At 70.7% G+C, this 24,257-nt stretch carries 21 protein-coding genes and 1 pseudogene; 9 read left to right on the forward strand and 13 right to left on the reverse strand.

What is annotated here, in order from left to right; genetic code table 11:
* Positions 1–13 precede the first annotated feature (13 nt).
* Both ACGFRF_RS28830 and ACGFRF_RS28835 read right to left on the reverse strand, forming a co-directional pair.
* Positions 14–352 (reverse strand): P-II family nitrogen regulator, encoded by a 339-nt coding sequence (locus tag ACGFRF_RS28830; protein ID WP_393744800.1) that lies wholly within the window; start codon positions 350–352, stop codon positions 14–16.
* A complete protein-coding gene (locus ACGFRF_RS28835; protein ID WP_393744802.1) occupies positions 349–1,671 on the reverse strand; it encodes an ammonium transporter in 1,323 nt (440 codons plus the stop codon). The genes ACGFRF_RS28830 and ACGFRF_RS28835 overlap by 4 nt, the downstream gene beginning before the upstream one ends.
* 174 nt (positions 1,672–1,845) lie before the next feature.
* On the opposite strand from ACGFRF_RS28835, the gene era reads away from it, so the two are divergent.
* The gene (era, locus tag ACGFRF_RS28840; RefSeq protein ID WP_393744804.1) at positions 1,846–2,799 is read left to right on the forward strand and encodes a GTPase Era; all 954 of its coding nucleotides are present in this window, start codon (positions 1,846–1,848) and stop codon (positions 2,797–2,799) included.
* A 181-nt stretch (positions 2,800–2,980) separates the two neighbouring features.
* Here era and ACGFRF_RS28845 read toward each other — a convergent pair whose 3' ends face one another.
* The 3 genes from ACGFRF_RS28845 to ACGFRF_RS28855 all read right to left on the reverse strand — a co-directional run bounded on the left by ACGFRF_RS28845 (position 2,981) and on the right by ACGFRF_RS28855 (position 5,983).
* On the reverse strand, positions 2,981–4,333 hold the full coding sequence (locus ACGFRF_RS28845; RefSeq protein ID WP_393744806.1) for a GH1 family beta-glucosidase: 1,353 nt from the start codon (positions 4,331–4,333) through the stop codon (positions 2,981–2,983).
* Between the two features lie 291 nt (positions 4,334–4,624).
* The gene (locus tag ACGFRF_RS28850) at positions 4,625–4,891 is read right to left on the reverse strand and encodes a protealysin inhibitor emfourin (RefSeq protein ID WP_393744808.1); all 267 of its coding nucleotides are present in this window, start codon (positions 4,889–4,891) and stop codon (positions 4,625–4,627) included.
* 21 nt (positions 4,892–4,912) lie between these two features.
* On the reverse strand, positions 4,913–5,983 hold the full coding sequence (locus tag ACGFRF_RS28855; RefSeq protein ID WP_393744810.1) for a M4 family metallopeptidase: 1,071 nt from the start codon (positions 5,981–5,983) through the stop codon (positions 4,913–4,915).
* A gap of 344 nt (positions 5,984–6,327) precedes the next feature.
* On the opposite strand from ACGFRF_RS28855, the gene leuA reads away from it, so the two are divergent.
* The 3 genes and pseudogenes from leuA to ACGFRF_RS28870 form a co-directional block, all read left to right on the forward strand.
* On the forward strand, positions 6,328–8,049 hold the full coding sequence (gene leuA / locus ACGFRF_RS28860) for a 2-isopropylmalate synthase (protein ID WP_393744812.1): 1,722 nt from the start codon (positions 6,328–6,330) through the stop codon (positions 8,047–8,049).
* A gap of 184 nt (positions 8,050–8,233) precedes the next feature.
* Positions 8,234–8,929: a TerB family tellurite resistance protein gene (locus tag ACGFRF_RS28865; RefSeq protein ID WP_393744814.1), complete on the forward strand. Its 696-nt coding sequence runs from the start codon at positions 8,234–8,236 to the stop codon at positions 8,927–8,929.
* A gap of 159 nt (positions 8,930–9,088) precedes the next feature.
* Positions 9,089–9,157 (forward strand): annotated as a pseudogene (locus ACGFRF_RS28870) (DNA-binding response regulator); the annotation flags it as partial.
* 23 nt (positions 9,158–9,180) lie between these two features.
* Here the strand turns inward: ACGFRF_RS28870 and ACGFRF_RS28875 are convergent.
* Positions 9,181–10,107, reverse strand: a complete 927-nt coding sequence (locus tag ACGFRF_RS28875) for a dihydrodipicolinate synthase family protein (protein WP_393744816.1) — start codon at positions 10,105–10,107, stop codon at positions 9,181–9,183.
* 268 nt (positions 10,108–10,375) lie between these two features.
* Here ACGFRF_RS28875 and recO point away from each other — a divergent pair, with 268 nt between their 5' ends.
* From recO to ACGFRF_RS28890, 3 genes are read left to right on the forward strand one after another with little or no spacing between them, the layout of a single operon-like run.
* On the forward strand, positions 10,376–11,125 hold the full coding sequence (recO, locus tag ACGFRF_RS28880; RefSeq protein WP_393744818.1) for a DNA repair protein RecO: 750 nt from the start codon (positions 10,376–10,378) through the stop codon (positions 11,123–11,125).
* Between the two features lie 36 nt (positions 11,126–11,161).
* Positions 11,162–11,998: an isoprenyl transferase gene (locus ACGFRF_RS28885; RefSeq protein WP_393744820.1), complete on the forward strand. Its 837-nt coding sequence runs from the start codon at positions 11,162–11,164 to the stop codon at positions 11,996–11,998.
* A gap of 56 nt (positions 11,999–12,054) precedes the next feature.
* The gene (locus ACGFRF_RS28890; protein WP_393744822.1) at positions 12,055–13,380 is read left to right on the forward strand and encodes a histidine-type phosphatase; all 1,326 of its coding nucleotides are present in this window, start codon (positions 12,055–12,057) and stop codon (positions 13,378–13,380) included.
* Positions 13,381–13,526: 146 nt separating this feature from the next.
* Here ACGFRF_RS28890 and ACGFRF_RS28895 read toward each other — a convergent pair whose 3' ends face one another.
* The 4 genes from ACGFRF_RS28895 to ACGFRF_RS28910 form a co-directional block, all read right to left on the reverse strand.
* Positions 13,527–13,949: a Fur family transcriptional regulator gene (locus tag ACGFRF_RS28895; protein WP_393744824.1), complete on the reverse strand. Its 423-nt coding sequence runs from the start codon at positions 13,947–13,949 to the stop codon at positions 13,527–13,529.
* Between the two features lie 61 nt (positions 13,950–14,010).
* The gene (locus ACGFRF_RS28900; RefSeq protein ID WP_393744826.1) at positions 14,011–14,913 is read right to left on the reverse strand and encodes a metal ABC transporter permease; all 903 of its coding nucleotides are present in this window, start codon (positions 14,911–14,913) and stop codon (positions 14,011–14,013) included.
* The gene (locus ACGFRF_RS28905; RefSeq protein ID WP_393744828.1) at positions 14,913–15,680 is read right to left on the reverse strand and encodes a metal ABC transporter ATP-binding protein; all 768 of its coding nucleotides are present in this window, start codon (positions 15,678–15,680) and stop codon (positions 14,913–14,915) included. The genes ACGFRF_RS28900 and ACGFRF_RS28905 overlap by 1 nt, the downstream gene beginning before the upstream one ends.
* A 20-nt stretch (positions 15,681–15,700) precedes the next feature.
* The gene (locus ACGFRF_RS28910; RefSeq protein WP_393744830.1) at positions 15,701–16,657 is read right to left on the reverse strand and encodes a metal ABC transporter substrate-binding protein; all 957 of its coding nucleotides are present in this window, start codon (positions 16,655–16,657) and stop codon (positions 15,701–15,703) included.
* Between the two features lie 174 nt (positions 16,658–16,831).
* On the opposite strand from ACGFRF_RS28910, the gene ACGFRF_RS28915 reads away from it, so the two are divergent.
* Positions 16,832–18,214, forward strand: a complete 1,383-nt coding sequence (locus tag ACGFRF_RS28915) for a glycine--tRNA ligase (protein ID WP_393744832.1) — start codon at positions 16,832–16,834, stop codon at positions 18,212–18,214.
* A gap of 67 nt (positions 18,215–18,281) precedes the next feature.
* Here ACGFRF_RS28915 and ACGFRF_RS28920 read toward each other — a convergent pair whose 3' ends face one another.
* Positions 18,282–19,334 (reverse strand): chitinase, encoded by a 1,053-nt coding sequence (locus tag ACGFRF_RS28920; protein WP_393744834.1) that lies wholly within the window; start codon positions 19,332–19,334, stop codon positions 18,282–18,284.
* Between the two features lie 291 nt (positions 19,335–19,625).
* Positions 19,626–21,077 carry an MFS transporter gene (locus ACGFRF_RS28925; RefSeq protein ID WP_393744836.1) on the reverse strand — a complete coding sequence of 484 codons (1,452 nt, stop codon included), beginning with the start codon at positions 21,075–21,077 and terminating at the stop codon, positions 19,626–19,628.
* A 150-nt stretch (positions 21,078–21,227) separates the two neighbouring features.
* Here ACGFRF_RS28925 and dusB point away from each other — a divergent pair, with 150 nt between their 5' ends.
* Positions 21,228–22,361, forward strand: a complete 1,134-nt coding sequence (dusB, locus tag ACGFRF_RS28930) for a tRNA dihydrouridine synthase DusB (RefSeq protein ID WP_393744838.1) — start codon at positions 21,228–21,230, stop codon at positions 22,359–22,361.
* Here the strand turns inward: dusB and ACGFRF_RS28935 are convergent, their stop codons facing one another.
* Positions 22,362–24,188: a CDP-alcohol phosphatidyltransferase gene (locus ACGFRF_RS28935; RefSeq protein ID WP_393744840.1), complete on the reverse strand. Its 1,827-nt coding sequence runs from the start codon at positions 24,186–24,188 to the stop codon at positions 22,362–22,364.
* Between the last annotated feature and the right edge of the window lie 69 nt (positions 24,189–24,257).

The following is a 24,257-nucleotide window of genomic DNA, read 5'->3' on the forward strand; positions in this document are numbered from 1 at the left end:
GGGGTGCTGTTGGTCAGAGGGCGTCGGGGCCGCGCTCGCCGGTCCGCACCCGCACGACCGTCTCCACCGGAACGGCCCACACCTTCCCGTCCCCGATCTTCCCCGTCTGCGCGGCCCTGACGATCGCGTCGATCACGTCGTCCGCCGCCGCGTCCTCCACCACGACCTCGATACGCACCTTCGGCACCAGGTCGACCCGGTACTCGGCGCCCCGGTACACCTCGGTGTGGCCGCGCTGCCGGCCGTAGCCGCTCGCCTCGGTCACGGTCAGACCGTGCACGCCCAGTTGCTGCAGGGCGGTCTTGACCTCGTCCAGACGGTACGGCTTGACGATCGCGGTGATGAGCTTCATGCCTGGGTCTTGACCTTCTGAGTGGGTGCCTGCTGGGCGGCGACGACGGAGTGGGAGACCGGGGCGCCATGGCCCAGGACTCCGTGATCGTAGGCCGTCTCGGCGTGCACCGTAAGGTCCAGGCCGGTGTGCTCCTGCTCCTCGCTCGCGCGGAAGCCCATCGCCTTGCCGATCAGCTTGCCGAGGCCGTACGTCACCGCGAAGGCGTACGCCGCCACGACCACCACGGCGAGGAGCTGCCTGCCCAGCGGGGCGAGACCGCCGCCGTAGAGGAGCCCCTCCGTGCCGCCGGTCATCGCCTTCTCCGCGAACAGCCCGATCAGCAGGGTGCCGATGATGCCGCCGACCAGGTGGACGCCGACGACGTCGAGGGAGTCGTCGTAGTTCAGCTTGAACTTCCAGCTCACCGCGTAGGAGCAGACGACACCGGCGGCCAGGCCCACGACCAGCGCGCCGAGCAGGGAGACCGTGCCGCAGGACGGGGTGATCGCGACCAGGCCGGCCACGGCGCCGGAGGCCGCGCCCAGGGTGGTCGGGTGGCCGTCGCGCTTCTGCTCGACGAAGAGCCAGCCGAGCAGGCCGGTGCAGCCCGCGGCGAGGGTGTTGAGGAAGGCGGCGGCGGCGAGGCCGTTCGCGCCGAGCGCGGAGCCCGCGTTGAAACCGAACCAGCCGAACCAGAGCAGACCGGCGCCGAGGATCACCATGGGCAGGTTGTGCGGCCGCATGGCGTCCTTCTTGAAGCCGAGCCGCGGCCCGAGGACCAGGCACAGGGCCAGTCCCGAGGCACCGGAGGTGATCTCGACCGGGAGGCCGCCGGCGAAGTCGAGGGCGCCGAGCTCGTCCACGATCCAGCCGCCCGGGCCCCACACCCAGTGCGTCACGGGAACGTATACGAGCAGGGTCCAGACCGGTACGAAGACCAGCCAGGCCGAGAATTTCGTCCGGTCGGCCACGGCGCCGCTGATCAGCGCGGCCGTGATGATCGCGAAGGTCAGCTGGAAGGTCGCGAACAGGAGGGTCGGGACCGAGCCGTGGACGCTGTCCGGGCCGAGGCCGCTCATGCCGGAGTGCTGCAGATCGCCGATGAGCCCGCCGAAGGCGTCGTCGCCGAAGGCCAGCGAGTAGCCGGCGACCAGCCACACCACCGTGACCAGGGCGATCGACACGAAGCTCATCATCAGCATGTTGAGGACGCTCTTCGTGCGGACCATGCCGCCGTAGAACAGGGCCAGGCCCGGGGTCATCAGCAGGACGAGAGCGGTCGCGGCGAGCAGCCAGGCGGTGTCGCCGGTGTTCACATGGGCTGCGGCGAGGGTCACGGGCGTCTCCAACGGTGTGGGGGCTCGTCAGAGGGTCACCGGTGTGCGTTTCCGGTCGCGTACGGGTGTGTTTCCGTGACGTTTCGTTGCGTGGGGGTTTCCGAAAGCTCACGCGGGCAGACGGTGGTGGCGACTGGTACAGCACGGGTTCGTGGATCAGGGAGAATGGTCGCCATGAGCGTTCGTACCCAGTCATCCGAGCAGCCGGCCGAGTCCGTCCACCGCGCCGGCTTCGCCTGCTTCGTGGGCCGCCCCAACGCGGGCAAGTCCACCCTCACGAACGCTCTGGTCGGGCAGAAGGTGGCGATCACGTCCAACCGGCCGCAGACGACCCGGCACACGGTACGGGGCATCGTGCACCGTCCGGACGCCCAGCTGATCCTGGTGGACACTCCCGGGCTGCACAAGCCGCGCACGCTGCTCGGCGAGCGGCTGAACGACGTGGTCCGCACCACCTGGGCCGAGGTCGACGTGATCGGCTTCTGCCTGCCCGCGGACCAGAAGATCGGCCCCGGTGACCGCTTCATCGCGAAGGAACTGGCCGGGATCAAGAAGACGCCGAAGGTCGCGATCGTCACCAAGACCGACCTCGTCGACCCGAAGGCCCTCGCCGAGCAGCTGATCGCGATCGACCAGTTGGGCAAGGAGCTGGGGATCGAGTGGGCGGAGATCGTGCCGGTGTCGGCGGTGGGGTCCAAGCAGGTGGGCCTGCTCGCCGACCTCCTGATCCCCCTGTTGCCGGAGGGCCCCGCTCTCTACCCCGAGGGTGACCTCACCGACGAGCCCGAGCAGGTGATGGTGGCCGAGCTGATCCGTGAGGCGGCGCTGGAGGGCGTGCGCGACGAGCTGCCGCACTCCATCGCGGTGGTCGTGGAGGAGATGCTCCCGCGCGAGGACCGCCCCGCCGACCGTCCCCTCCTGGACATCCACGCCAACGTCTACATCGAGCGTCCCAGCCAGAAGGGCATCATCATCGGCCCCAAGGGCAAGCGCCTGAAAGAAGTCGGCATCAAGTCCCGCAAGCACATCGAGGCGCTGCTCGGCACGCCGGTCTTCCTGGACCTCCATGTGAAGGTGGCGAAGGACTGGCAGCGAGACCCCAAGCAACTCCGCAAGCTCGGCTTCTAGCCCCCTTCCGGCCCACCCACCCACCCACCCGACTCGGTGGGCTAGGAAGCAACTGTCGGGGGGTTCCGCTCGGTCGGGTGGGTGGGGTGCTCGGTGGTTGGGAAGCGGCTGCCGGGGGGTCCGCTGGTCGGGTGGGTGGGGTGCTCGGTGGCTGGGAAGCGGCTGTCGGGGGCTTTGCCGGTCAGGCGGGTGGGTGGGGTTGCTCGGTGGGTCGGGAAGCAGCCGTCTGTGCCCTCAGCACGTCCCGGAACCAGTGGTAGGACGCCTTCGGGGTGCGCTTTTGGGTGGCGTAGTCGATGTGGACCAGGCCGAAGCGGCGTGCGTAGCCCTCCGCCCACTCGAAGTTGTCCATCAGGGACCACACGAAGTAGCCGCGCACGTCCACCCCGGCCTCCAGCGCCGCGTGCAGGGCGCGCAGATGGGCGTCCAGGTAGGCGATGCGGTCCTGGTCGTCGACGCCCTCGTAGGAGCAGCCGTTCTCGGTGACGACGATCGGCGGGAGCCGGTCGCCGTAGCGTTCGCGGAAGCCGCACAGCAGCTCGGTGAGACCCTCCGGGACGACCGGCCAGCCGAAGTCGGTCTTCGGCCGGCCCTCGATCTCGCGTACCGAGAAGGGGAGTTCGGCGGGCAGCGGCAGACCGCCGTACTCGGTGTCGCCGCCCCCGGGGGCCCCGACCCTGGTCGGCGCGTAGTAGTTGACGCCGTACCAGTCGACCGGCTCGGCGATGACCTCGAGGTCGGACTCCACGTCCCCGGGCATCAACTCGCCCATGCCGTCGGGATACCGCCCCAGGATGACCGGCTCGGCGAACAGGCGGTTGAGCAGGAGGTCGTAGAGACCCGCCGCCTCCACGTCGGCCGGCTCGGCGGAGGCGGGCCAGGTCGGGCCGTGGGAGTTGGCGATGCCGATGTCCGCCGCCCCGGCCGCGCGCAGGGCCCGTACCGCGAGCCCGTGGGCGAGGAGCTGGTGGTGGGCGACCGGGAGGGCGTCGAAGAGCAGCCGCCGGCCGGGGGCGTGGGCGCCGAGCGCGTGCCCGAGAAGGGTGTGCTCGGCGGGCTCGTTGAGGGTGATCCACTTCCTGACCCGGTCGCCGAGGCGCTCGGCGACGACCGACACGTACGCGGCGAACCGGTCCGCCGTGTCCCGGTGGAGCCAGTCCAGCGAGGCGGGCAGGTCCCAGTGGAAGAGGGTCGGCACGGGCCGTACGCCCGCCGCGCACAGCTCGTCCACGAGGCGGTCGTAGAAGTCCAGGCCGCCGGGGGAGTTCACCCGGGGCCAGGAGACCGAGAAGCGGTACGCGCCCACGCCTAGGCCGGCGAGGAGGGCCACGTCCTGCGGGTAGCGGTGGTAGTGGTCGCAGGCGACCGCCGCCGTCGAACCGTCCTTCACCCGCCCCGGCTCGGCCGTGAACACGTCCCACACGGAGCGCTCGCGCTTGTCGGCGGCCCCTTCGATCTGATGGGCCGAGGTCGAGACCCCCCACAGGAAGCCGTCCGGGAAACGGGGCATCGGATCGCCTGCGTCAGTCGCCATGGCCGGATCATCCTTACCCCGGGTAACGCACGTCAACGCCCCGGCACGGGCACCACCATCGGCGAGCGCGACCGCCGGGGCGGCGGCTACGGCGCCGAGGCGCCGCGGCGGGCCCGCTAGGGCCTGTCTGACCATTCCCGCCTGCCGCGCGACGCCATGCACGCACTCTCGCCGCACCGCCCCCAGACCCGAGTACGTCCAGTACGAGGGCCTGGGGCCGGCACGGCGAGAGCACGCACCTGACGCCGCGCGGCCGCCCTTCGGGCAACGACGCGAATGGTCAGACAGGCCCTAGGCGCCCTCCTTCAGCACCCGGGACACCAACTGACGTTCGTCCTCGGTGAGTCGGGGGTCGGCGGTGTGGACCGTGCGGCCGTCGACGGTGATCTCGTAGCGGAAGCCGTCCGGGACCCCCGCAGGGGGCGTGCCCCGGCCGGACGCGAGGACGCGTTCGGCCAGGGCCCGCAACTCATGGGCGTCGGGCCGGCCCGAGGTGTCCACCTCGGCCCGGCGCTCGATGCCCGCGAAACCGCCCGTGCGCCGTACTCGAATACGCATGGGTCACTGTGTAGTACGGAACTACAGCGTCCGCACCCCGACCTGTTCCCACGCCTTCTGCACGGCCTGGAGTTCGTCGCCCGCGCCGTACCGCTCACGCGCCGCCTTCACGGTCAGCGTGGCGAAGTCGGCGAACAGGGCGTCCTCCTTCAGTTCGCCGCCGGTCAGCACGTCGTACCAGATCTGGCCGGCCTTCTCCCAGGAGTGGCCGCCGAGGGCCGTGGCGGCCAGGTAGAAGGCGTGGTTCGGGATGCCGGAGTTGATGTGCACACCGCCGTTGTCGCGCCCGGTGTGGACGTAGTCCTCCATCCGGGCCGGCTGCGGGTCCTTGCCGAGGACGTCGTCGTCGTACGCCGTGCCCGGGGCCTTCATCGAACGCAGGGCGGTGCCGGTGACGCGCGGGGCGAGGAGGCCCGCGCCGATCAGCCAGTCGGCCTCGGCGGCGGTCTGGCGGAGCGTGTACTGCTTGATCAGTGAGCCGAAGACGTCGGAGACCGACTCGTTGAGCGCGCCGGACTGGCCGAAGTAGGCGAGGTTGGCGGTGTGCTGGGTGACGCCGTGGGTCAGCTCGTGACCGATGACGTCGACGGGGATGGTGAAGTCGAGGAAGATCTCGTTGTCACCGTCGCCGAACACCATCTGCTCACCGTTCCAGAAGGCGTTGTCGTAGCCCTCGCCGAAGTGCACGGTGGCGTCCAGCGGGAGGCCGTTGTCGTCGATGGAGTGCCGGCCGTACGCCTTCAGATACAGCTCGAAGGTGGCGCCGAGGCCCGCGTAGGCGCGGTTGACGGTGGCGTCGGAGCCGGGCTCGGAGCCCTCCGTGCGCACCTCGGTGCCGGGCAGGTCCTGGGTGTGCCCGGCGTCGTAGATGGTGCGGTGGGGCTGGTCGGCGGCGGCACCGGCGGGCGGGGCGACGGCGGGCGCGCCGATCACCGTGGTCAGGCGGCGCTTGGTGCGCTGAAAGGCGTCGTGCTCCAGGGACCGGCGGGCCGGTCCGGACAGCGCGGGATCCTCGGCGCGGGCGAGCTTGTCGAGGACGTGCGGCGGCACGATCGTGCAGAAGACGGGCACAGAGCCCCCGTTGGTCGTCATGTCGGCACCATTGCACTGAGTGACATCCGTGTCACTAGTAGCAACCATGATTGGTGAAATACGCGGACATTCGCCGTCGCTCTGTGTCACTCGATGGTATGGCCGCGTAGGGGGAAGTGGCGTAGCGCACTTTTTGCCCCATTTGCGCCCTCGATTCCGCATACTGATACAGGCCCGCGCACCCGGCGCGGCTCGGCTAGGCTGCGGAGCATCATGCGTTTCGGGCTGCTTCTCCTTAGCTGCCGCGGCGAGGGCCTGTAGTCAAAGGCCGACTCCCTCCCCGCGGAGCTTTGGCATTGCGTCGTCGGCCGTCCATCCGGACCTCCTGAGGAGCCCACGCAATCATGGCGAACCGCCAGCAGCCCAGTTCCCTGCCGATCCACAAGTACGGCCGTTACGAACAGGTCGACATCCCGGACCGCACCTGGCCCGAGAAGCGCATCACCACCGCTCCCCGCTGGCTCTCCACCGACCTGCGCGACGGCAACCAGGCCCTGATCGACCCGATGTCGCCCGAGCGCAAGCGCCGGATGTTCGACCAGCTGGTCAAGATGGGCTACAAGGAGATCGAGGTCGGGTTCCCCGCCTCCGGCCAGACCGACTTCGACTTCGTACGCTCGATCATCGAGGAAGAGGGCGCGATCCCCGAGGACGTGACGATCTCCGTCCTGACCCAGGCCCGCGAGGACCTGATCGAGCGCACCGTGGAATCCCTCAAGGGCGCCCGCCGCGCCACCGTCCACCTGTACAACGCCACCGCCCCGGTCTTCCGCCGGGTCGTCTTCCGCGGCTCCAAGGACGACATCAAGCAGATCGCCGTCGACGGCACCCGCCTGGTGATGGAGTACGCCGAGAAGCTGCTGGGCCCCGAGACCGAGTTCGGATACCAGTACAGCCCGGAGATCTTCACCGACACCGAGCTGGACTTCGCGCTGGAGGTCTGCGAGGCGGTGATGGACGTCTACCAGCCGGGCCCGGGCCGCGAGATCATCCTCAACCTGCCCGCCACCGTTGAGCGTTCGACTCCGTCCACGCACGCGGACCGCTTCGAGTGGATGCACCGCAACCTCTCCCGCCGCGAGTACGTCTGCCTGTCCGTCCACCCGCACAACGACCGCGGCACCGCCGTGGCCGCCGCCGAGCTGGCCCTGATGGCCGGCGCCGACCGCGTCGAGGGCTGCCTGTTCGGACAGGGCGAGCGCACCGGCAACGTCGACCTGGTCACCCTGGGGATGAACCTGTTCTCCCAGGGCGTCGACCCGCAGATCGACTTCTCCGACATCGACGAGATCCGTCGTACGTGGGAGTACTGCAACCAGATGGAGGTCCACCCACGCCACCCGTACGTGGGCGACCTGGTCTACACGTCCTTCTCCGGCTCCCACCAGGACGCCATCAAGAAGGGCTTCGACGCCATGGAGGCCGAGGCGAAGGCCAAGGGCGTCACGGTGGACGACATCGAGTGGGCGGTGCCGTACCTGCCGATCGACCCCAAGGACGTCGGCCGCTCCTACGAGGCCGTCATCCGCGTCAACTCGCAGTCCGGCAAGGGCGGTATCTCCTACGTCCTGAAGAACGACCACAAGCTGGACCTGCCGCGCCGCATGCAGATCGAGTTCTCGAAGCTCATCCAGGCGAAGACCGACGCCGAGGGCGGCGAGATCACGCCGAAGGAGATCTGGGCGGTCTTCCAGGACGAGTACCTGCCGAACCCCGACAACCCCTGGGGCCGCATCCAGGTCAGGACCGGCCAGTCGACCACCGACACCGACGGCGTGGACATGCTCACCGTCGAGGCCACGGTCGACGGCGAGGACCGGGTCCTGTCCGGCTCCGGCAACGGTCCGATCTCGGCCTTCTTCGACGCCCTGCAGTCCATCGGCATCGACGTACGCCTGCTGGACTACCAGGAGCACACGATGAGCGAGGGCGCCTCCGCGCAGGCCGCCTCTTACATCGAATGCGCGATCGACGGCAAGGTTCTCTGGGGGATCGGCATCGACGCGAACACGACGCGTGCATCGCTGAAGGCGGTCGTCTCCGCGGTGAACCGCGCCGCCCGCTGACGCCTCTGACCGGCGATTTCGAGGCCCTGACCGTTCTCCACGACGGTCAGGGCCCCGTCGTGTATCGGCCATCGCGCCTCGGACATAACAGAAAGGTCTCGTACGGGGTACTGACTCAGCGTCCAGGATGTGGCTAACATCACGCCAGCGCGGCGATGTTGCCGCGTGGTTACGGAGGTGCGACGTGCTGCCAGTACGGGGACGAGACGGCCGTGCCGCCAGGGCTGCGCGCATCCTGGGCACCCGCACCGCATGGACACCCGTGGGAGACGGCGAGTTCTTCTGCCCCGGCTGCGGAGGCGACCGCAACTACCAGCGGCTCACCGGGCGCCGCCGCCTCACCCTGCTCGGCGTGCCCCTGCTGCCGCGCGGGGTGACCGGACCGGTCGTGGAGTGCGCGTCCTGCCGCCACCACTTCGGCACCGACGCCCTCGACCACCCCACCACCCGCCGTTTCTCGGCGATGCTCCGCGACGCCGTGCACACCGTCGCCCTCGCCGTGCTCGCCGCGGGCGGCACCTGTTCCCGCACGGCCCTGGAGACCGCCGCCGGCGCGGTCCGCGGGGCCGGCTTCGACGAGTGCACCGAGGACCAGCTGGCCGCCCTGGTGGAGGCCCTGGCCGCCGACACCGGCCGGGTCTTCGAGCAGCCGTGCGGCGCGAGCCTGACCATAGAGCTGCACGAGGCCCTGGACCCGCTCGCCCCGCACCTGGCCCCGGCCGGCCGCGAGTCCCTCCTGCTCCAGGCCGCCCGCATCGCCCTCGCCGACGGCCCCTACACGCCCGCCGAACGCGACGCCCTCACCACCATCGGCGCGGCCCTGACCATCCGGGCCGACGACGTGACCAGACTGCTGGCCGCCGCGCGGACGCCGTCCTGACCGCGTCCTCCCCGGACCCGCCCGCCTGATACTCCCCGGGGAGTGACGGCGCCCTGGGGACGCCCGCGGCACTGCCCGCGCACTCGCCCCCGAGCCCGACGAGCGCGTCTGCTCGCGGCGGTGGCCCGGAAGCCGTATCCAGGCAACCGTTCCGGAGGGGTCCGCACGGTCGCCGCCGGCGAGGCGCTGCTCTCGCCGGGGCCCACGGCACGGCTGATCGGGCGGGTCCCCAGCCTCTCGGGGCGATACACCTAGAGCAGCCCGGCCGCCGCCAGGTGCTTGGCGACCTGCTCGACCTCCTCGCCGGACAACGGGACCTGCGGCTCGGCCGTGATCGGGCAGTCGATGACGCCCCGCAGGTGCAGTGCCGCCTTGAACGCGCCCAGGGCCGAGGAGCTGCCGCCCATGCGGGCCGGGTCGCCGACGCCGGTGATGCCGAACAGGGCGCACAGCCGCTCCTGTTCGGCCCGTGCGCCCTTCCAGTCGCCCGCTCGGCACTGGCGGTAGAGGCGGACGTACCCGTGCGGGTCGACGTTGGCCAGGCCGGGTACGGCCCCGTCGGCGCCCAGCGCCAGGGCGGAGTCGGTGATCAGCTCGGAGCCGGTCAGGACGCTGAAGCCGGGGTGCGCACGGGCGCCCGTGACGACCTCCCGGAAGGCCGCCAGGTCGCCGCTGGAGTCCTTGATCCCGGCCAGGACACCGTCCCCGGCCAGTCCCAGCACCAGGTCGGCGGGGAGCTTGCTGTGCACGGCCACCGGGATGTCGTAGGCGATGACCGGGACCGGGCTGGCGGCCGCGGTCCGGCGGTAGTGGTGGACGATCTCCGCGGGGTGGGTGCGGGCGTAGAAGGGGGCGGTCACGACGACGGCCTGCGCGCCCGCCGCGGCGACCGCCGCGACGTGGTCGAGTACGCGCGGTGTGGTCATGTCGATGGCGCCGGCCAGGACGGGCAGTTGACCGCCCACGTGTGCCGTCACGGTCTCCACGACCTGCTTGCGCCGGCGGTCCGTCAGGAAGGCCGCCTCCGAGGTCGAGCCGAGCAGGAACAGCCCGTGCACCCCGGCCTCCACCAGATGGTCGACCAACCGCAGCAGCGAGCGCACGTCCACCTCGCGCTCCGGTGTCAGGGGCGTGCACACGGGCGGGACGACACCGGTCAGCGGGGCGGGGAAGGTCATCGGGGGCTCCTGGCGTGCGCGGGTCGGCTGGTCCTCCTCCCCAGCATGGTGACAGCGGCAGCGGTGTCCGGGCCGCGACGCGGCCGAGCAGCCCGGCACCGCCTCGGCGCCGCCAGGTCGCGTGCCCGGTGACGGGCGGGTTCGTTCCAGGGGGGTCCGGGAGACCTGCCGGGCGCGGGGCGAGGGGGCGGAACGGATCCGCCGATCGTGCCCGCCCGGCCGTGCCGGGGCCGCCGTGGGTGGTCCCGGCATGGGCGAGAATGGGGTCATGACTCTGTTCCGCGACGACGGCATCGTGCTGCGCACCCAGAAGCTGGGTGAGGCGGACCGGATCATCACGCTGCTCACGCGCGGTCACGGGCGGGTGCGGGCCGTGGCCCGGGGGGTGCGGCGGACCAAGTCGAAGTTCGGGGCGCGGCTGGAGCCCTTCTCCCACGTGGACGTGCAGTTCTTCGCGCGGGGGAGCGAGCTGGTCGGCCGCGGGCTGCCGCTGTGCACGCAGAGCGAGACCATCGCTCCCTACGGCGGCGGGATCGTCACCGACTACGCCCGCTACACCGCCGGCACGGCCATGCTGGAGACCGCCGAGCGGTTCACCGACCACGAGGGCGAGCCGGCCGTGCAGCAGTATCTGCTGCTGGTGGGGGCGCTGCGGACGCTCGCCCGAGGTGAGCACGCGCCGCACCTCGTGCTCGACGCCTTCCTCCTGCGCTCCCTCGCGGTCAACGGCTACGCGCCCAGCTTCGGCGACTGCGCGAAGTGCGGCATGCCCGGCCCGAACCGCTTCTTCTCGGTCGCCTCCGGCGGCTCCGTCTGCGTCGACTGCCGGGTGCCCGGCAGTGTCGTACCGTCTCCGCAGACCCTGGTACTGCTCGGGGCGCTGCTTACGGGAGACTGGGAGACGGCGGACGCGTGCGAGCCGCGGTACGTCCGGGAGGGCAGCGGGCTGGTGTCCGCCTACCTGCACTGGCATCTGGAGCGCGGACTGCGCTCGCTCCGGTACGTCGAGAAGTCGTAGCGAAACCCCCAGATCGCAGAGGGAGACGAGAAGCACATGGTGGTACGCGGGATCCTCGGGCGCCAGCGGCGCGAGTACAAGGCGCCGGAGCCGCACCCGTCGGGCGCCCGCGCGCCGAAGCTCCCCGGCGAGCTGGTCCCGGAGCACGTCGCGATCGTCATGGACGGCAACGGCCGCTGGGCGAAGGAGCGCGGACTGCCCCGGACCGAGGGGCACAAGGTGGGTGCCGAGCGGGTGCTCGACGTCCTCCAGGGCGCCGTCGAGATCGGTGTGCGCAACATCTCGCTGTACGCCTTCTCCACCGAGAACTGGAAGCGTTCGCCCGACGAGGTCCGCTTCCTGATGAACTTCAACCGCGACTTCATCCGCAAGACCCGCGACCAGCTCGACGAACTCGGCATCCGGGTGCGCTGGGTGGGCCGCATGCCCAAGCTGTGGAAGTCGGTCGCCAAGGAGCTGCAGGTCGCCCAGGAGCAGACCAAGGACAACGACCTGCTCACGCTGTACTTCTGCATGAACTACGGCGGCCGGGCCGAGATCGCGGACGCCGCGCAGGCCCTCGCCGAGGACGTGAAGGCGGGCCGTCTCGACCCGTCCAAGGTCAACGAGAAGACCCTCGCGAAGTACCTGTACTACCCGGACATGCCGGACGTCGACCTGTTCCTGCGTCCGAGCGGCGAGCAGCGCACCTCCAACTACCTGCTCTGGCAGAGCGCGTACGCCGAGATGGTCTTCCAGGACGTGCTGTGGCCCGACTTCGACCGGCGTGACCTGTGGCGGGCCTGCGTCGAGTTCGCCTCCCGCGACCGCCGCTTCGGCGGTGCCGTCCCGAACGAGGAACTCCTGGCCATGGAGGGCAGGTCGGACACCTGAGCCGGTCACCTCGGCGTCACCGGTGGTTCATGCGGGCCGCCGAGGATGCGGGACTCATGAGACGTCTTACCCCTGTCCTCGCCCTCGGCGCCCTGCTGCTCACCGCGTTGCCCGCGCACGCGGCCGACGGACCCGCGCACCGCGACAGCTACGGCACGAAGGCGCCGTACGCGCCTCGGCAGAACCCGCACGGTTACCAGCAGGCCCCCGCCGGTTTCGTTCCCGTCTTCACCGAGAACGTCTCCCGGCACGGCTCCCGCGCGGCCGGCGACAGCGAGGACGGCGATCTGATCCTCGCGCTGTGGGACAAGGCCGAAGCCGAGGGGCGACTCACCGACAGGGGTGAGGAGTTCGGGCCGAAGGTGCGCGCCCTGCAGGCCGCCATGGCGAAGGTCGGCTACGGCAACCTCAGCGGGCGCGGCAAGCGGGAGCTGGCGGACACGGCCGTGCGCCTGGAGCGGCGGCTGCCGTCGCTGTTCGGGAAGATCGCCGACAAGGGCGAGAAGATCGACGTCGTCAGCTCCGGGCAGGGGCGGGCCGTGGACAGCGGCACTGTGTTCGCGGGCGCCCTCGCCGACGCCGACCCGGCGCTCGAGCCGCTGATCGGGCCGACCCGCACCGACAAGGACCTGCTGTACTTCCACAAGGCGGCGGGCGGCGCGGCCTACCGCGACTACATCGACAACGACCAGCGCCTCAAGGACACCCTGCACGGCATCACCGACCAGCCCAGGACGCGGCAGGCGGCCCGCAGCGTCCTGCGCACCATCTTCGAGGACCCCTTCCTCGAGCAGATCCCCGACCAGGTCGGTGCGGCCGAGGCCGTCTACAACCTGTACGCGATCGCCCCCGCGATGAGCGAGGAGAGCCCGGACGGTGCGGGCTGGGGCATGGAGCGTTACGTCTCCCGTACCGACGCGGCCTGGTTCGGCTACCTCGGCGACGCCGAGGACTTCTACGAGAAGGGGCCCGGGTTCGCCGACAGCGACATCACCTACAAGATGGCGGGCGTCCTCCTCGACGACCTCTTCGAGCAGGTCGAGGCCAAGCGGGCCGGCACCAGCGACCTCGGTGCCGAGCTGCGCTTCACCCACGCCGAGGAGATCATCCCGCTGGCCGCGCTGATGGGCCTGCCGGGCAGCACCCGGCCTGCGACGCCGGGTGAGCCGTACACGTACGCCGACAACCCGTGGCGCGGCGCGTCCGTCTCCCCGCTGGGCGCGAACATCCAGTGGGACGTCTTCGAGAAGGGCGACCGCTACCTGGTCCGCATGCTCTACAACGAGAAGGAGACCGCCTTCAAGGCCGGTTGCCGTCCCGTCGCCCGGGGCAGCGCCTTCTACGACCTGGACGAGCTGGAGCGCTGCTTCGGGCGCAGCTGAGGTGTGAGTGAGGGCTGGGGCGGGGTGGGTCGCGTACCGGCACTCGCAGGGTGCCGCTGCGCCCACCCGTGCCGCTCCAGCGCGGCACTACTGCCCGCAGCTCCGGCTACGAGCCGACGGCACGACAGCTCCCGAGGGGCGACGGCTCAGCCCGCGGCGCACCCCGCGGCGCAGTCCGCGCACGTGCCGAAGATCTCCACCGTGTGGGCCACGTTCACGTACCCGTGCTCCGCGGCGATCGCCTCCGCCCACTTCTCCACGGCCGGGCCCTCGACCTCCACCGCCTTCCCGCAGGCGCGGCAGACCAGGTGGTGGTGGTGTTCGCCGCTCGAGCAGCGGCGGTAGACGGACTCGCCCTCGGAGGTGCGCAGGACGTCGACCTCGCCGGCGTCGGCGAGGGACTGCAGGGTGCGGTAGACGGTGGTGAGCCCGACCGAGTCACCCTTGTGCTTGAGCATGTCGTGCAGTTCCTGCGCGCTGCGGAACTCGTCGACCTCGTCCAGGGCCGCCGCCACGGCTGCACGCTGTCGGGTCGCGCGGCCCTTCACGGGCGGTCCAGCGGTCGTCACCGGTTGCCTCCTCATGTCTGGCGTCTGCCCGGGCCATTGTGCCAGCCCGGGCTCGGCGCGGTCAGACGCCGACCTCGTCCGCGGCTGCCCGCGTGGCCGGAATCGAGCACTCCGCCGGGTCCCCGGCGGGCTGTGTCATTGCCGCCGCGCGGGCGCGTCGGCGGGCCAGCGGGGTGGCCAGGGCCGTCAGCGCGACGAACGCGGCGATGGTCAGCAGGACGATCGTCGCCCCGGGCGGGACGTCCTGGTAGTACGAGGTGACCGTGCCGCTGACGGTCACGGCCACGCCGATCGCGACGGCGATCACGAACGTCGCCGTGAAGCTCCGGGTCAGCTGCTGCGCGGCCGCCACCGGCACCACCATCAGCGCGGACACCAGCAGCAGGCCGACCACGCGCATCGCGACGGTCACCGTCACCGCGGCGGTGACCGCCGTCAGCAGGTTCAGCGCGCGCACCGGCAGGCCCGTGACCCGCGCGAACTCCTCGTCCTGGCTGACCGCGAACAACTGGCGGCGCAGGCCCAGCGTGACCAGCAGGACCAAGGCGGCGAGCACGCAGATCGCGGTCACGTCGGACTGCGACACGGTCGACAGGGAGCCGAACAGGTACGACGTCAGGTTGGCGTTGGAGCCGCCCGGCGCCAGGTTGATCAGCATCACACCGCCGGCCATGCCGCCGTAGAAGAGCATGGCCAGGGCGATGTCGCCGCGCGTCCTGCCGTACCAGCGGATCAGTTCCATCAGCACCGCGCCGAGCACGGAGACGGCGGTCGCCATCCATACCGGGGACGTTGACAGCAGGAAGCCGAGGCCGACGCCCGTCATGGCCACGTGCCCGATGCCGTCGCCCATCAGGGCCTGGCGGCGCATGACCAGGTAGATGCCCACCGCGGGCGCGGTGATGCCGACCAGCACGGCCGCGAGCAGTGCCCGCTGCATGAAGGCGTAGTTCAGGAAGTCCATCAGCTCAGCAGTCCCGTGCGGATCGGTTCGGTGCCCGCCGGTGCGTGCGGGTGTACGTGGTCGTGGCCGGGCAGTGCGTGCTGGCCGACCGCGCGGGGCGGCGGGCCGTCGTGCAGGACGCAGCCGTCGCGCAGGACGACCGCCCGGTCGATCAAGGGCTCCAGCGGGCCCAGTTCGTGCAGCACGAGGAGGACGGTGGTACCGGCTTCCACCTGCTGCCTCAGGGTCCGCGCGAGCACCTCCTGGCTGGCCAGGTCGACGCCCGCCATCGGCTCGTCCATGATCAGCAGTTCGGGCTCGGCGACCAGCGCGCGGGCGATCAGCACCCGCTGGTGCTGGCCGCCGGAGAGGGCGCTCGCCGCGTCCTTGGCGCGGTCCGCCATGCCGACCAGCTCCAGGGCGCGGTGCACGGCCTCGCGGTCCCTCCTGCGGAAGACGCCGAAGCGGGTGCGGGCCAGGCGGCCGGAGGAGACGATCTCGGTCACCGTCGCCGGGACGCCGCCGGCGGCCGTGGTGCGCTGCGGTACGTAGCCCACGCGCGCCCAGTCGCGGAACGACCGGCGCGGAGTGCCGAACAGCTCGATGGTGCCGGAGCTGACGGGCACCTGGCCGATGATGCTGCGTACGGCCGTCGACTTGCCGGAGCCGTTGGCGCCGAGCAGCGCGACGACCTCGCCGCGGCCGACCGTGAGGTCGATGCCGCGCAGCACGGGACGCGCGCCGAGTTCGGCGGTCACCCCGCGCAGGGCTATGACGGGCTCGTCCATGGTCCTGCCCTCCCTGCCGGTCACTGGGCGCCCAGCGCCTTCTGGAGCGCCTTGAGGTTGGCCTCCTGGACGGCGAAGTAGTCCTTGCCGCGGGACCTGCCGGTGATGCCCTCGATCGGGTCGAGGACGTCGGTCTTCAGGCCCGCGTCGCCGGCGATGGTCTTCGCGGTCTTGTCACTGACGAGCGTCTCGTAGAAGACGGTGGTCACCCCGTCGGCCTCGGCCGTCTTCTCCAGGTCCTTCACCCGCGCGGCGCTGGGCTCCGACTCGGGGTCGAGGCCGTTGATGGCCTCCTCGGTGAGGCCGTAGCGCTCGGCGAGGTAGCCGAAGGCGGCGTGCGTGGTGATGAAGACCTTGTTCCTGCTGCCGGCGAGCCCGGCCTTGAACTGCTTGTCCAGGTCGTGCAGCTTCCCGACCAGATCCGCGGTGTTCTTGCGATAGTCGGCCGCGTGGTCCGGGTCGGCCTTGGCGAAGGCCTTGCCGACGCCCTCGGCGACCTGGGCGTAGCGCACCGGGTCGAGCCAGATGTGCGGGTCCTTGCCGCCGGACTCGTCGGCCTCGTGCGTGTCGTGCTCGGCCGCGTGGCCGCCGACCTCGTTGCCGTGCTTCTCCAGCGTGGTCAGGGAGGCCGCGTCGATCTTGGTCCTGACCGGGGACTGGGCCACCGCGTCGTCGACGGAGGGCTGCAGGTCCTTCAGGTACAGCACCGCGTCGGACTCCTGGAGTCCGGCGATCTGCTGGGGGCTCAGTTCCAGGTCGTGCGGTTCCTGGCCGGGGGAGGTGAGAGTGGTGACGTGGACGTGGCTGCCGCCGATCCGCTCGGCGAGGAAGGCCATCGGGTAGAACGACGCGACGACGTCGAACTTGCCGGTGTCGGCCGCCGCGCTGTCGCCGGAGCAGGCGGAGAGCGTGCCGATCCCGAGGGCGGTGACCGCGGTGGCCGCGGCGGCGGGTATGAGGCGTCGTCGTACGTTCATGACAGTCATTTTCATCAAATATGGAAACCGTTGTCAACAACCCTCGGTGAGAACCCTCGGTGAGAGGCTCTGGGCAGGGGCCGATTTGGCCGTGGGGGAGCCTGCGCCGGTAACCTGAATCATTCGCTGGAAGCATCTCGCTTCAACGCCCGTCGTCGTAATGAAGAGAGCACCGTGGCCGCCGACAAGATCGACACCATCGTCAGCCTGAGCAAGCGCCGTGGCTTCGTTTTCCCCTGCAGTGAGATCTACGGCGGTCAGCGTGCCGCCTGGGACTACGGACCGCTGGGTGTCGAGCTCAAGGAGAACATCAAGCGCCAGTGGTGGCGCTACATGGTGACGTCGCGCGAGGACGTGGTCGGTATCGACTCGTCCGTCATCCTGGCCCCCGAGGTCTGGGTGGCCTCCGGCCACGTCGCCACCTTCACGGACCCGCTGACCGAGTGCACCGCGTGCCACAAGCGGTTCCGCGCCGACCACCTCGAGGAGGCGTACGAGGAGAAGAAGGGCCACGCCCCGGCGAACGGCCTCGCGGACATCAACTGCCCGAACTGCGGCAACAAGGGCCAGTTCACCGAGCCCAAGCAGTTCTCGGGTCTGCTCTCCACGCACCTCGGCCCGACCCAGGACTCCGGCTCCGTCGCCTACCTGCGCCCCGAGACGGCCCAGGGCATCTTCACCAACTTCGCCCAGGTGCAGACCACCTCGCGCCGCAAGCCGCCGTTCGGCATCGCGCAGATGGGCAAGTCCTTCCGCAACGAGATCACGCCCGGCAACTTCATCTTCCGCACCCGCGAGTTCGAGCAGATGGAGATGGAGTTCTTCGTCAAGCCGGGCGAGGACGAGAAGTGGCAGGAGTACTGGATGGAGCAGCGCTGGAACTGGTACACCGGCCTGGGCCTGCGTGAGGAGAACATGCGCTGGTACGAGCACCCGAAGGAGAAGCTCTCCCACTACTCCAAGCGCACCGCCGACATCGAGTACCGCTTCCAGTTCGGCGGCAGCGAGTGGGGCGAGCTCGAGGGCGTCGCCAACCGCACCGACTACGACCTCTCCGCGCACTCCAAGGCCTCCGGCCAGGACCTCTCCTACTTCGACCAGGAGGCCGGCGAGCGCTGGACGCCGTACGTCATCGAGCCCGCGGCCGGTGTCGGCCGCACCATGCTGGCCTTCCTGCTCGACGCCTACGTCGAGGACGAGGCGCCGAACGCCAAGGGCAAGATGGAGAAGCGGACCGTGCTGCGGCTGGACCACCGTCTGGCCCCGGTGAAGGTCGCCGTGCTGCCCCTGTCGCGGAACCCCGAGCTGTCCCCGAAGGCCAAGGGTCTCGCCCAGGCGCTCCGGCAGAACTGGAACATCGAGTTCGACGACGCCGGCGCGATCGGCCGCCGGTACCGCCGCCAGGACGAGATCGGTACGCCGTACTGCGTGACCGTCGACTTCGACACGCTCGAGGACAACGCCGTCACCGTGCGCGAGCGTGACTCGATGAAGCAGGAGCGGGTGTCGCTCGACCAGATCGAGGGGTACCTGGCGCAGCGTCTTCTGGGCGCCTAGTCGCAACGCCGAACGCCGGACGGGCTGATGTGCTCAGCCCGTCCGGCGTTCGCGTGTCCGCCCTCGCTCAACGCCCCTGCAGCGCCTTGACGTTGTCGCCGAACGTCCAGTTCTTCGAGCCGTCCCAGTTGATCGACCAGGTCATCAGGCCCTTGAGCGAGGTGCCGTAGTGCTTCCAGGCCTGGGAGACCAGCGAGGGGGACATGTAGCCGCCGCCCGCGCCCGGCTGGGCGGGCAGGCCCGGGACCTGCTTGTCGTAGGGCACCTTGATCGTGGTGCCCTGCACCACCAGGCCCTTGTTCAGGCAGTCGGTCTGGGCGGTGAAGCCCTGCACCGTGCCGGCCGCGTAGGAGTCGCCGGAGCAGCCGTACATGCTGCCGTTGTAGTACTGCATGTTCAGCCACCACAGGCGGCCGTTGTCCGCGTACTTCTTGACGATCGGCAGGTACGCGCCCCAGATCGAGCCGTAGGTGACGCTGCCGCCGGTGACGTACGCGGTCTCCGGGGCCATCGTCAGGCCGAAGTTCGGCGGCATCTGGGCGAGGATGCCGTCGATGATGCGGACGAGGTTGGCCTGGGAGGTGGAGAGCTGGGTGATGTTTCCGCTGCCCACCAGGCCCGTCTCGATGTCGATGTCGATGCCGTCGAAGTTGTACTTCTTCAGGATCGGCACGATGGTCGCCACGAAGCGGTCGGCCACGGCCGAGGACGACAGGTCGATGCCGGCCGCCGCGCCGCCGATGGAGAGCAGGATCGTCTGCCCGGAGGCCTTGGCCTGGCACATCTCGGCGGGCGTGGCCACCTTCACGCCGGAGTCCATGCCGTCCTCCCACAGCGCCGTGCCGTCCGAACGGATCACCGGGAAGGCGGCGTTGATCACGTTGTAGCCGTGCGCGGGGATGCGGGAGTCGGTGATCGGGGTCCAGCCGAAGGGGGGATGGACGCCGTTGGCGGCGCCGTCCCAGTTCTCCCAGTAGCCCTGGAGCACCTTGCCGGCCGGCCGCGACTTCACCGCGCACGTGTCGGCGGCGGACGCGGTGGGCGCGGCGGCGATGGCGAGCGGGGCGAGCACGGCCGTGGTGACGGCGGCGGTGAGCAGGCGCAGGGTGCGTCGGAGCATGCGGGCCTCCCGGTGGGGGTGCGGTGAGGTGTCGTAGGCATGACAGATCGGCGCTATGACAGTGCTCGTGGTCCAGACCTTTCGTCAAGAGGTCTGGACCAGATCGTCGCCGTGGCTCACGCCAGGTGACGGTGTCTCTTCAGTCCGTGACCCGCCAGAAGTGACGGACGCCGGCAGGGTGACAGGCATGCCGAGTCGGCCGAGCCGTGGCCTCGGTTCAGCCGACCTCGCGGGGCAGGCACAGGCTGAGCGGACCGGTCAGCACGACCCCGGCCGGCTGCACCCGACCGGTCAGGCGTGGCCGGAGGCCCGCACCACCTGGCGTGCCTCGACCGACTCGAGCCGCTGGGCCGTCCGTTCGGCGGTGTGGCGGGCCCAGCGACCGGTGGTGAGAAGGCCGAGGACGAGGACGGCCAGGCCGCAGGCGGTGAGGATCCACCAGCCGGGGCGGGCCGCCGGGACGAACATGTGCCGGTACGAGGACGAGCCGATGCCGGAGGCCAGGACGGCGCCGACCACCGCGACGCCGAGGGTCTGGCCCAGCTGCCTGCTGGTGGAGGCGACGGCGGCGGCGACCCCGGCCTGGGCGCGCGGCATGCCCGACACCGCCGTGTTGGTGATCGGCGCGTTCACGAACCCGAAGCCGATGCCGAAGAGGACGTATCCGATGAAGAGGGTGACGTTCGACGTCTCCGCCTCGAAGACCGCGAACAGCACGCCGCTCACCGTCATCGCCGTACCCGCGACGAGGAGCGGCAGCCGCGGGCCCCGGCTGCCGACCAGACGGCCGGACAGCGGCGCGCACAGGAACGTCGGGACGGCCATCGGCAGCATCCACAGGCCCGCGTGCAGGGCGTCCAGGCCGCGCACGTTCTGCAGATACAGGGTGGACAGGAAGAGGAAACCGCCCAGCGCGGCGAAGGCGCTCACCGCGATCACGGTCGCCCCGCTGAACGGCGCGGACCGGAAGAAGTGCAGGTCGATGAGGGGTTCGGCGCGGCGGGGCTCGTACCACAGGAGGGCCAGCAGCGCCGCCAGGGCGATCGCGGCGAAGGGGGCCGTCGTGCCCGGGCCCGCGTCCGGCGCCTCGATGATCGCGTAGGTCAGCGAGCCGAACAGGGCGATCACCAGCAGCTGGCCGGCCGGGTCGGGACGGCGGCCCTCGGGTGCGCGGGACTCGGGGACGAAGCGGAGGGTGAGGAGGAGGGCCGCGAGGCCGACCGGGAGGTTGACCCAGAAGATCGAGCGCCAGCTCACCGACTGCACGAGCAGCCCGCCGACCAGTGGCCCGGCCGCCATGGAGATGCCGACCACCGCACCCCACACGCCGATCGCGCGGGCGCGCTCCCGGGAGTCCGTGAAGGTGTTGGTGATGATCGACATCGCGACCGGGTTGAGCATCGAGCCGCCCACGGCCTGGACCATCCGGAACACGATGAGCAGTTCCAGGCTGGGCGCCAGGGAGCAGAGCAGGGAGCCGATGGAGAAGACCACCAGTCCCGCCATGAAGACCTTCTTGCGGCCGATGCGGTCGGCTGTCGAACCCGCGAGCATCAGCAGGGAGGCCAGGACGAGCGTGTAGGCGTCGATGGTCCACTGCAGGCCGGAGGTGTCGGCGTGCAGGTCGCGCTGCAGCGAGGGCAGCGCCACGTTCAGCACGGTGTTGTCGAGGCTCACGATCAGCAGACTCATGCAACAGATCGCGAGCACGAGCAGGCGTCGACGGTGGCTCAAGTCGTGCATGCCGCCCATCGTACGACGTTTTCGATAGTGCGCCTAACTAATGAGCGATACATCGTCTTCCGTACCGGCGGAACCGGCGGACGAGCGACCCGCGGGGTGAGGGACAATGGGTGCTTGCCCTGTGTCGTACATCCGTCCCGGAGCCCCGCGATGACCCACCCGCTCTCCATCGGCCCGCACGCCGTGGTGCCGCCCGTCGTGCTCGCACCCATGGCGGGGATCACGAACGCGCCCTTCCGCACCCTGTGCCGGGAGTTCAGCGGCGGCAAGGGACTGTTCGTCAGCGAGATGATCACGACTCGGGCGCTGGTCGAGCGCAACGAGAAGACCATGCAGCTGATCAGGTTCGACGCGAGCGAGCGGCCGCGCTCGATCCAGCTGTACGGGGTCGACCCGGCGACCGTCGGCAAGGCCGTCCGCATGATCGCGGAGGAGGACCTCGCCGACCATATCGACCTGAACTTCGGCTGCCCCGTCCCGAAGGTCACGCGGAAGGGCGGCGGCTCCGCCCTCCCGTACAAGCGGAACCTGCTGCGGGCGATCCTGCGCGAGGCGGTCGCCGGCGCGGGTGACCTGCCGGTGACCATGAAGATGCGCAAGGGCATCGACGACGACCACATCACCTACCTCGACGCCGGCCGTATCGCCGTGGAGGAGGGGGTCACCGCGATCGCGCTGCACGGCCGCACGGCCGCCCAGCACTACGGCGGCACCGCCGACTGGGACGCCATCGCGCGCCTGAAGGAGCACGTCCCGGAGATCCCGGTGCTCGGCAACGGCGACATCTGGTCGGCGCAGGACGCGCTGCGGATGGTGCGGGAGACGGGCTGCGACGGCGTGGTCGTGGGCCGCGGCTGCCTGGGGCGGCCGTGGCTGTTCGCGGATCTGGTGGCGGCGTTCGAGGGGCGCCCCCAGGACGTGACCCGTCCGTCCCTGCGGGAGGTGGCCGACGTCATGGTCCGCCACGCCCGCCTGCTCGGTGAGTGGATCGGTGACGAGTCGAAGGGGGTCGTCGACTTCCGCAAGCACGTCGCCTGGTACCTGAAGGGCTTCGCGGTCGGCTCCGAGATGCGCAAGCGGCTGGCCGTCACCTCCTCGCTGGAGGAACTGCGGGCCGGCCTCGACGAGCTGGACCTCGACCAGGCGTGGCCGGCCGGCGCGGACGGGCCCCGGGGCCGTACGTCCGGCAACAACCGGGTCGTGCTGCCGGACGGTTGGCTGACGGACCCGTACGACTGCGCGGGCGTGGGCGACGAGGCGGAACTCGACACGTCGGGTGGCTGATCACCCCGTCCTGGGGTGCGGAGTCGAGCCGAACGCCGTCAGGAAGCGGTCCCGGAAGGAACTCATTTTCCACACCGGGGCGTTGTGCGCGGGACGCAGGCCGTCGGTCCAGCCCCAGCCGGCGACCTTGTCCAGGACCCCGGCGTCCTTGGCGACGATCGAGACCGGCACGTCACGGCTGGCGTGGTTGCCGCTGACCCGGGCGATGGGCTGGTGGTCGCCGAGGAACACCAGGACGGTGTCGTCGTCGCCGTAGCGCTCCAGCCACTGGGTGAGCGCGGTCACCGAGTACTGGATCGACTTGCCGTACTCCTGGCGGGACCTGCTCGTGTCGGCGATGACGTCGGCCGGCTCGGCGCCCGCCGCCTGGATGTCCCCGAAGACCGAGCCGTCGCCCAGTTCGTCCCAGCCGACCATCTTCGGGATCGGAGCCCAGGGCTGGTGGCTGGAGGTCAGGATGAGCAGCGACATCCGCGACCTGCCGTCGGCCGGCCGCTTGCTGTGCACCCGCTCCTGGTACTGCTGCAGGGCGTACTGGTCGGGCATGGTCGACCAGCTGAACTTCGGCCCCCGGTAGCCGAGTTCGAAGGCGTTGTAGACCTTGTCGAGGCCGTACCACTTCTGTTCCGGCCACCCCTTCTGCACGCCCGGCATGACGCCGACCGTGTCGAACTCCCCGGTCTTCTTGAACGCCTCCGTCAGGCTGAGGTGGTCGCTGGCCATGACGGTGCGGTAGCGCTGCTGGTTGCTGATCCACAGGCCCGACATGGTGGTGGAGTGACCGAGCCAGCTGCTGCCGCCGTAGGTCGCGGAGGTCAGCCAGCCGCTCTTGGCGTGGAAACCGGCCTCGGCCAGCGCCTTGGTGCGGGCGTCGAGCGTCCGGTCCACGCCGGGCGCCATGACCGGGTCCTCGATCGCGCTGCGGCCGTAGCTCTCGATGAACGTGAAGATCACGTCCTTGCCGCGCAGATCCGGGACCAGCTGGCCGCCCGGGGTGTTCCCGAACGCGTCGACCCGGGCCACCTTCCGGAACTCCGCCTCGTCCGCGAGGGTGTCCGAGACCCGGCGGGCCTGGACCTTCAGCGCGGTGGCCGTGCGGTCGGACGCGATCGGCACGCCGGCTATCTGCAGGCCGAGCGAGGAGCAGGTGATCCAGACGACCCCGGCGATCAGCGTGCCCCGGGTCGCGGTGCCGGTGTGCCGGGCGAGCAGGTTGCCCAGCCGGACCGTGGAGAGCGCCAGCAGGACGAAGAGGAGCAGGACGAGGGCGATCACGCCGGCCACGGCGGCGAGGGTGGCGGTGCGGCCGAGGGAGTCCTCCAGATACGACTCGGCGTCGCCGAACAGGCTCCAGTCGAGGACGACGTTGAAGCTGCGGCCGAGGTACTGGTTGAAGCCCATGTCGAGCAGGTTCAGCACGGTCATGGCCCCGAGCGCCACCCCGGACACCGCCGCCAGCACCACCCTGGGCCGGCGCGGCAGGGCGAGCAGCACGGCGGCCCCGATCACGGCTTCCCCCGGGATGCGGGCGAACTTCGCCGGCCGGAGCCCCACGACGGTGTTCGGCAGCACGAGCGCGGCGACGACGAGCGCGGCGGCGAGCACGGTGACGGTGACGGAGACGGCCCGGGCCGCCGCGGGGTGCTGCTCCCGCCGGCGCCGGGCCCACGCCGACCAGGCGGCCCGAGGGCGGCGGAAGGAGCGGAGGAAGGGGCGGAGGAAGGGGCGGCGGGTCGGGCGCGCGCCGGCCGCGGGGGTGTCCTCGGACGCGGTCTCGCTCTCCCCGGCCGTACCCGTCGGCTGGCGCGTGCTCGTGTGCTGAGACAACCCGAAGGCCCTTCCGTGCGAAGCGGTGACGCAGTCTCGTACGGCCGCTCGCCGGCCCCTGTTCACCGC

Origin of the sequence: Streptomyces sp. NPDC048521 (assembly GCF_043199855.1) — a bacterium.
Taxonomy (GTDB): Bacteria; Actinomycetota; Actinomycetes; order Streptomycetales; family Streptomycetaceae; genus Streptomyces.

Excerpts from the sequence above, each read along its gene's own strand:
- era (WP_393744804.1), top strand. The coding sequence starts at position 1,846 with ATGAGCGTTCGTACCCAGTCATCCGAGCAGCCGGCCGAGTCCGTCCAC.
- ACGFRF_RS28845 (WP_393744806.1), bottom strand. The coding sequence starts at position 4,333 with ATGGCGACTGACGCAGGCGATCCGATGCCCCGTTTCCCGGACGGCTTC.
- leuA (WP_393744812.1), top strand. The coding sequence starts at position 6,328 with ATGGCGAACCGCCAGCAGCCCAGTTCCCTGCCGATCCACAAGTACGGC.
- ACGFRF_RS28905 (WP_393744828.1), bottom strand. The coding sequence starts at position 15,680 with ATGGACGAGCCCGTCATAGCCCTGCGCGGGGTGACCGCCGAACTCGGC.
- ACGFRF_RS28850 (WP_393744808.1), bottom strand. The coding sequence starts at position 4,891 with ATGCGTATTCGAGTACGGCGCACGGGCGGTTTCGCGGGCATCGAGCGC.
- ACGFRF_RS28900 (WP_393744826.1), bottom strand. The coding sequence starts at position 14,913 with ATGGACTTCCTGAACTACGCCTTCATGCAGCGGGCACTGCTCGCGGCC.
- ACGFRF_RS28890 (WP_393744822.1), top strand. The coding sequence starts at position 12,055 with ATGAGACGTCTTACCCCTGTCCTCGCCCTCGGCGCCCTGCTGCTCACC.
- ACGFRF_RS28920 (WP_393744834.1), bottom strand. The coding sequence starts at position 19,334 with ATGCTCCGACGCACCCTGCGCCTGCTCACCGCCGCCGTCACCACGGCC.
- ACGFRF_RS28875 (WP_393744816.1), bottom strand. The coding sequence starts at position 10,107 with ATGACCTTCCCCGCCCCGCTGACCGGTGTCGTCCCGCCCGTGTGCACG.
- ACGFRF_RS28830 (WP_393744800.1), bottom strand. The coding sequence starts at position 352 with ATGAAGCTCATCACCGCGATCGTCAAGCCGTACCGTCTGGACGAGGTC.
- ACGFRF_RS28855 (WP_393744810.1), bottom strand. The coding sequence starts at position 5,983 with ATGACGACCAACGGGGGCTCTGTGCCCGTCTTCTGCACGATCGTGCCG.
- dusB (WP_393744838.1), top strand. The coding sequence starts at position 21,228 with ATGACCCACCCGCTCTCCATCGGCCCGCACGCCGTGGTGCCGCCCGTC.
- recO (WP_393744818.1), top strand. The coding sequence starts at position 10,376 with ATGACTCTGTTCCGCGACGACGGCATCGTGCTGCGCACCCAGAAGCTG.
- ACGFRF_RS28910 (WP_393744830.1), bottom strand. The coding sequence starts at position 16,657 with ATGAACGTACGACGACGCCTCATACCCGCCGCCGCGGCCACCGCGGTC.
- ACGFRF_RS28925 (WP_393744836.1), bottom strand. The coding sequence starts at position 21,077 with ATGCACGACTTGAGCCACCGTCGACGCCTGCTCGTGCTCGCGATCTGT.
- ACGFRF_RS28885 (WP_393744820.1), top strand. The coding sequence starts at position 11,162 with ATGGTGGTACGCGGGATCCTCGGGCGCCAGCGGCGCGAGTACAAGGCG.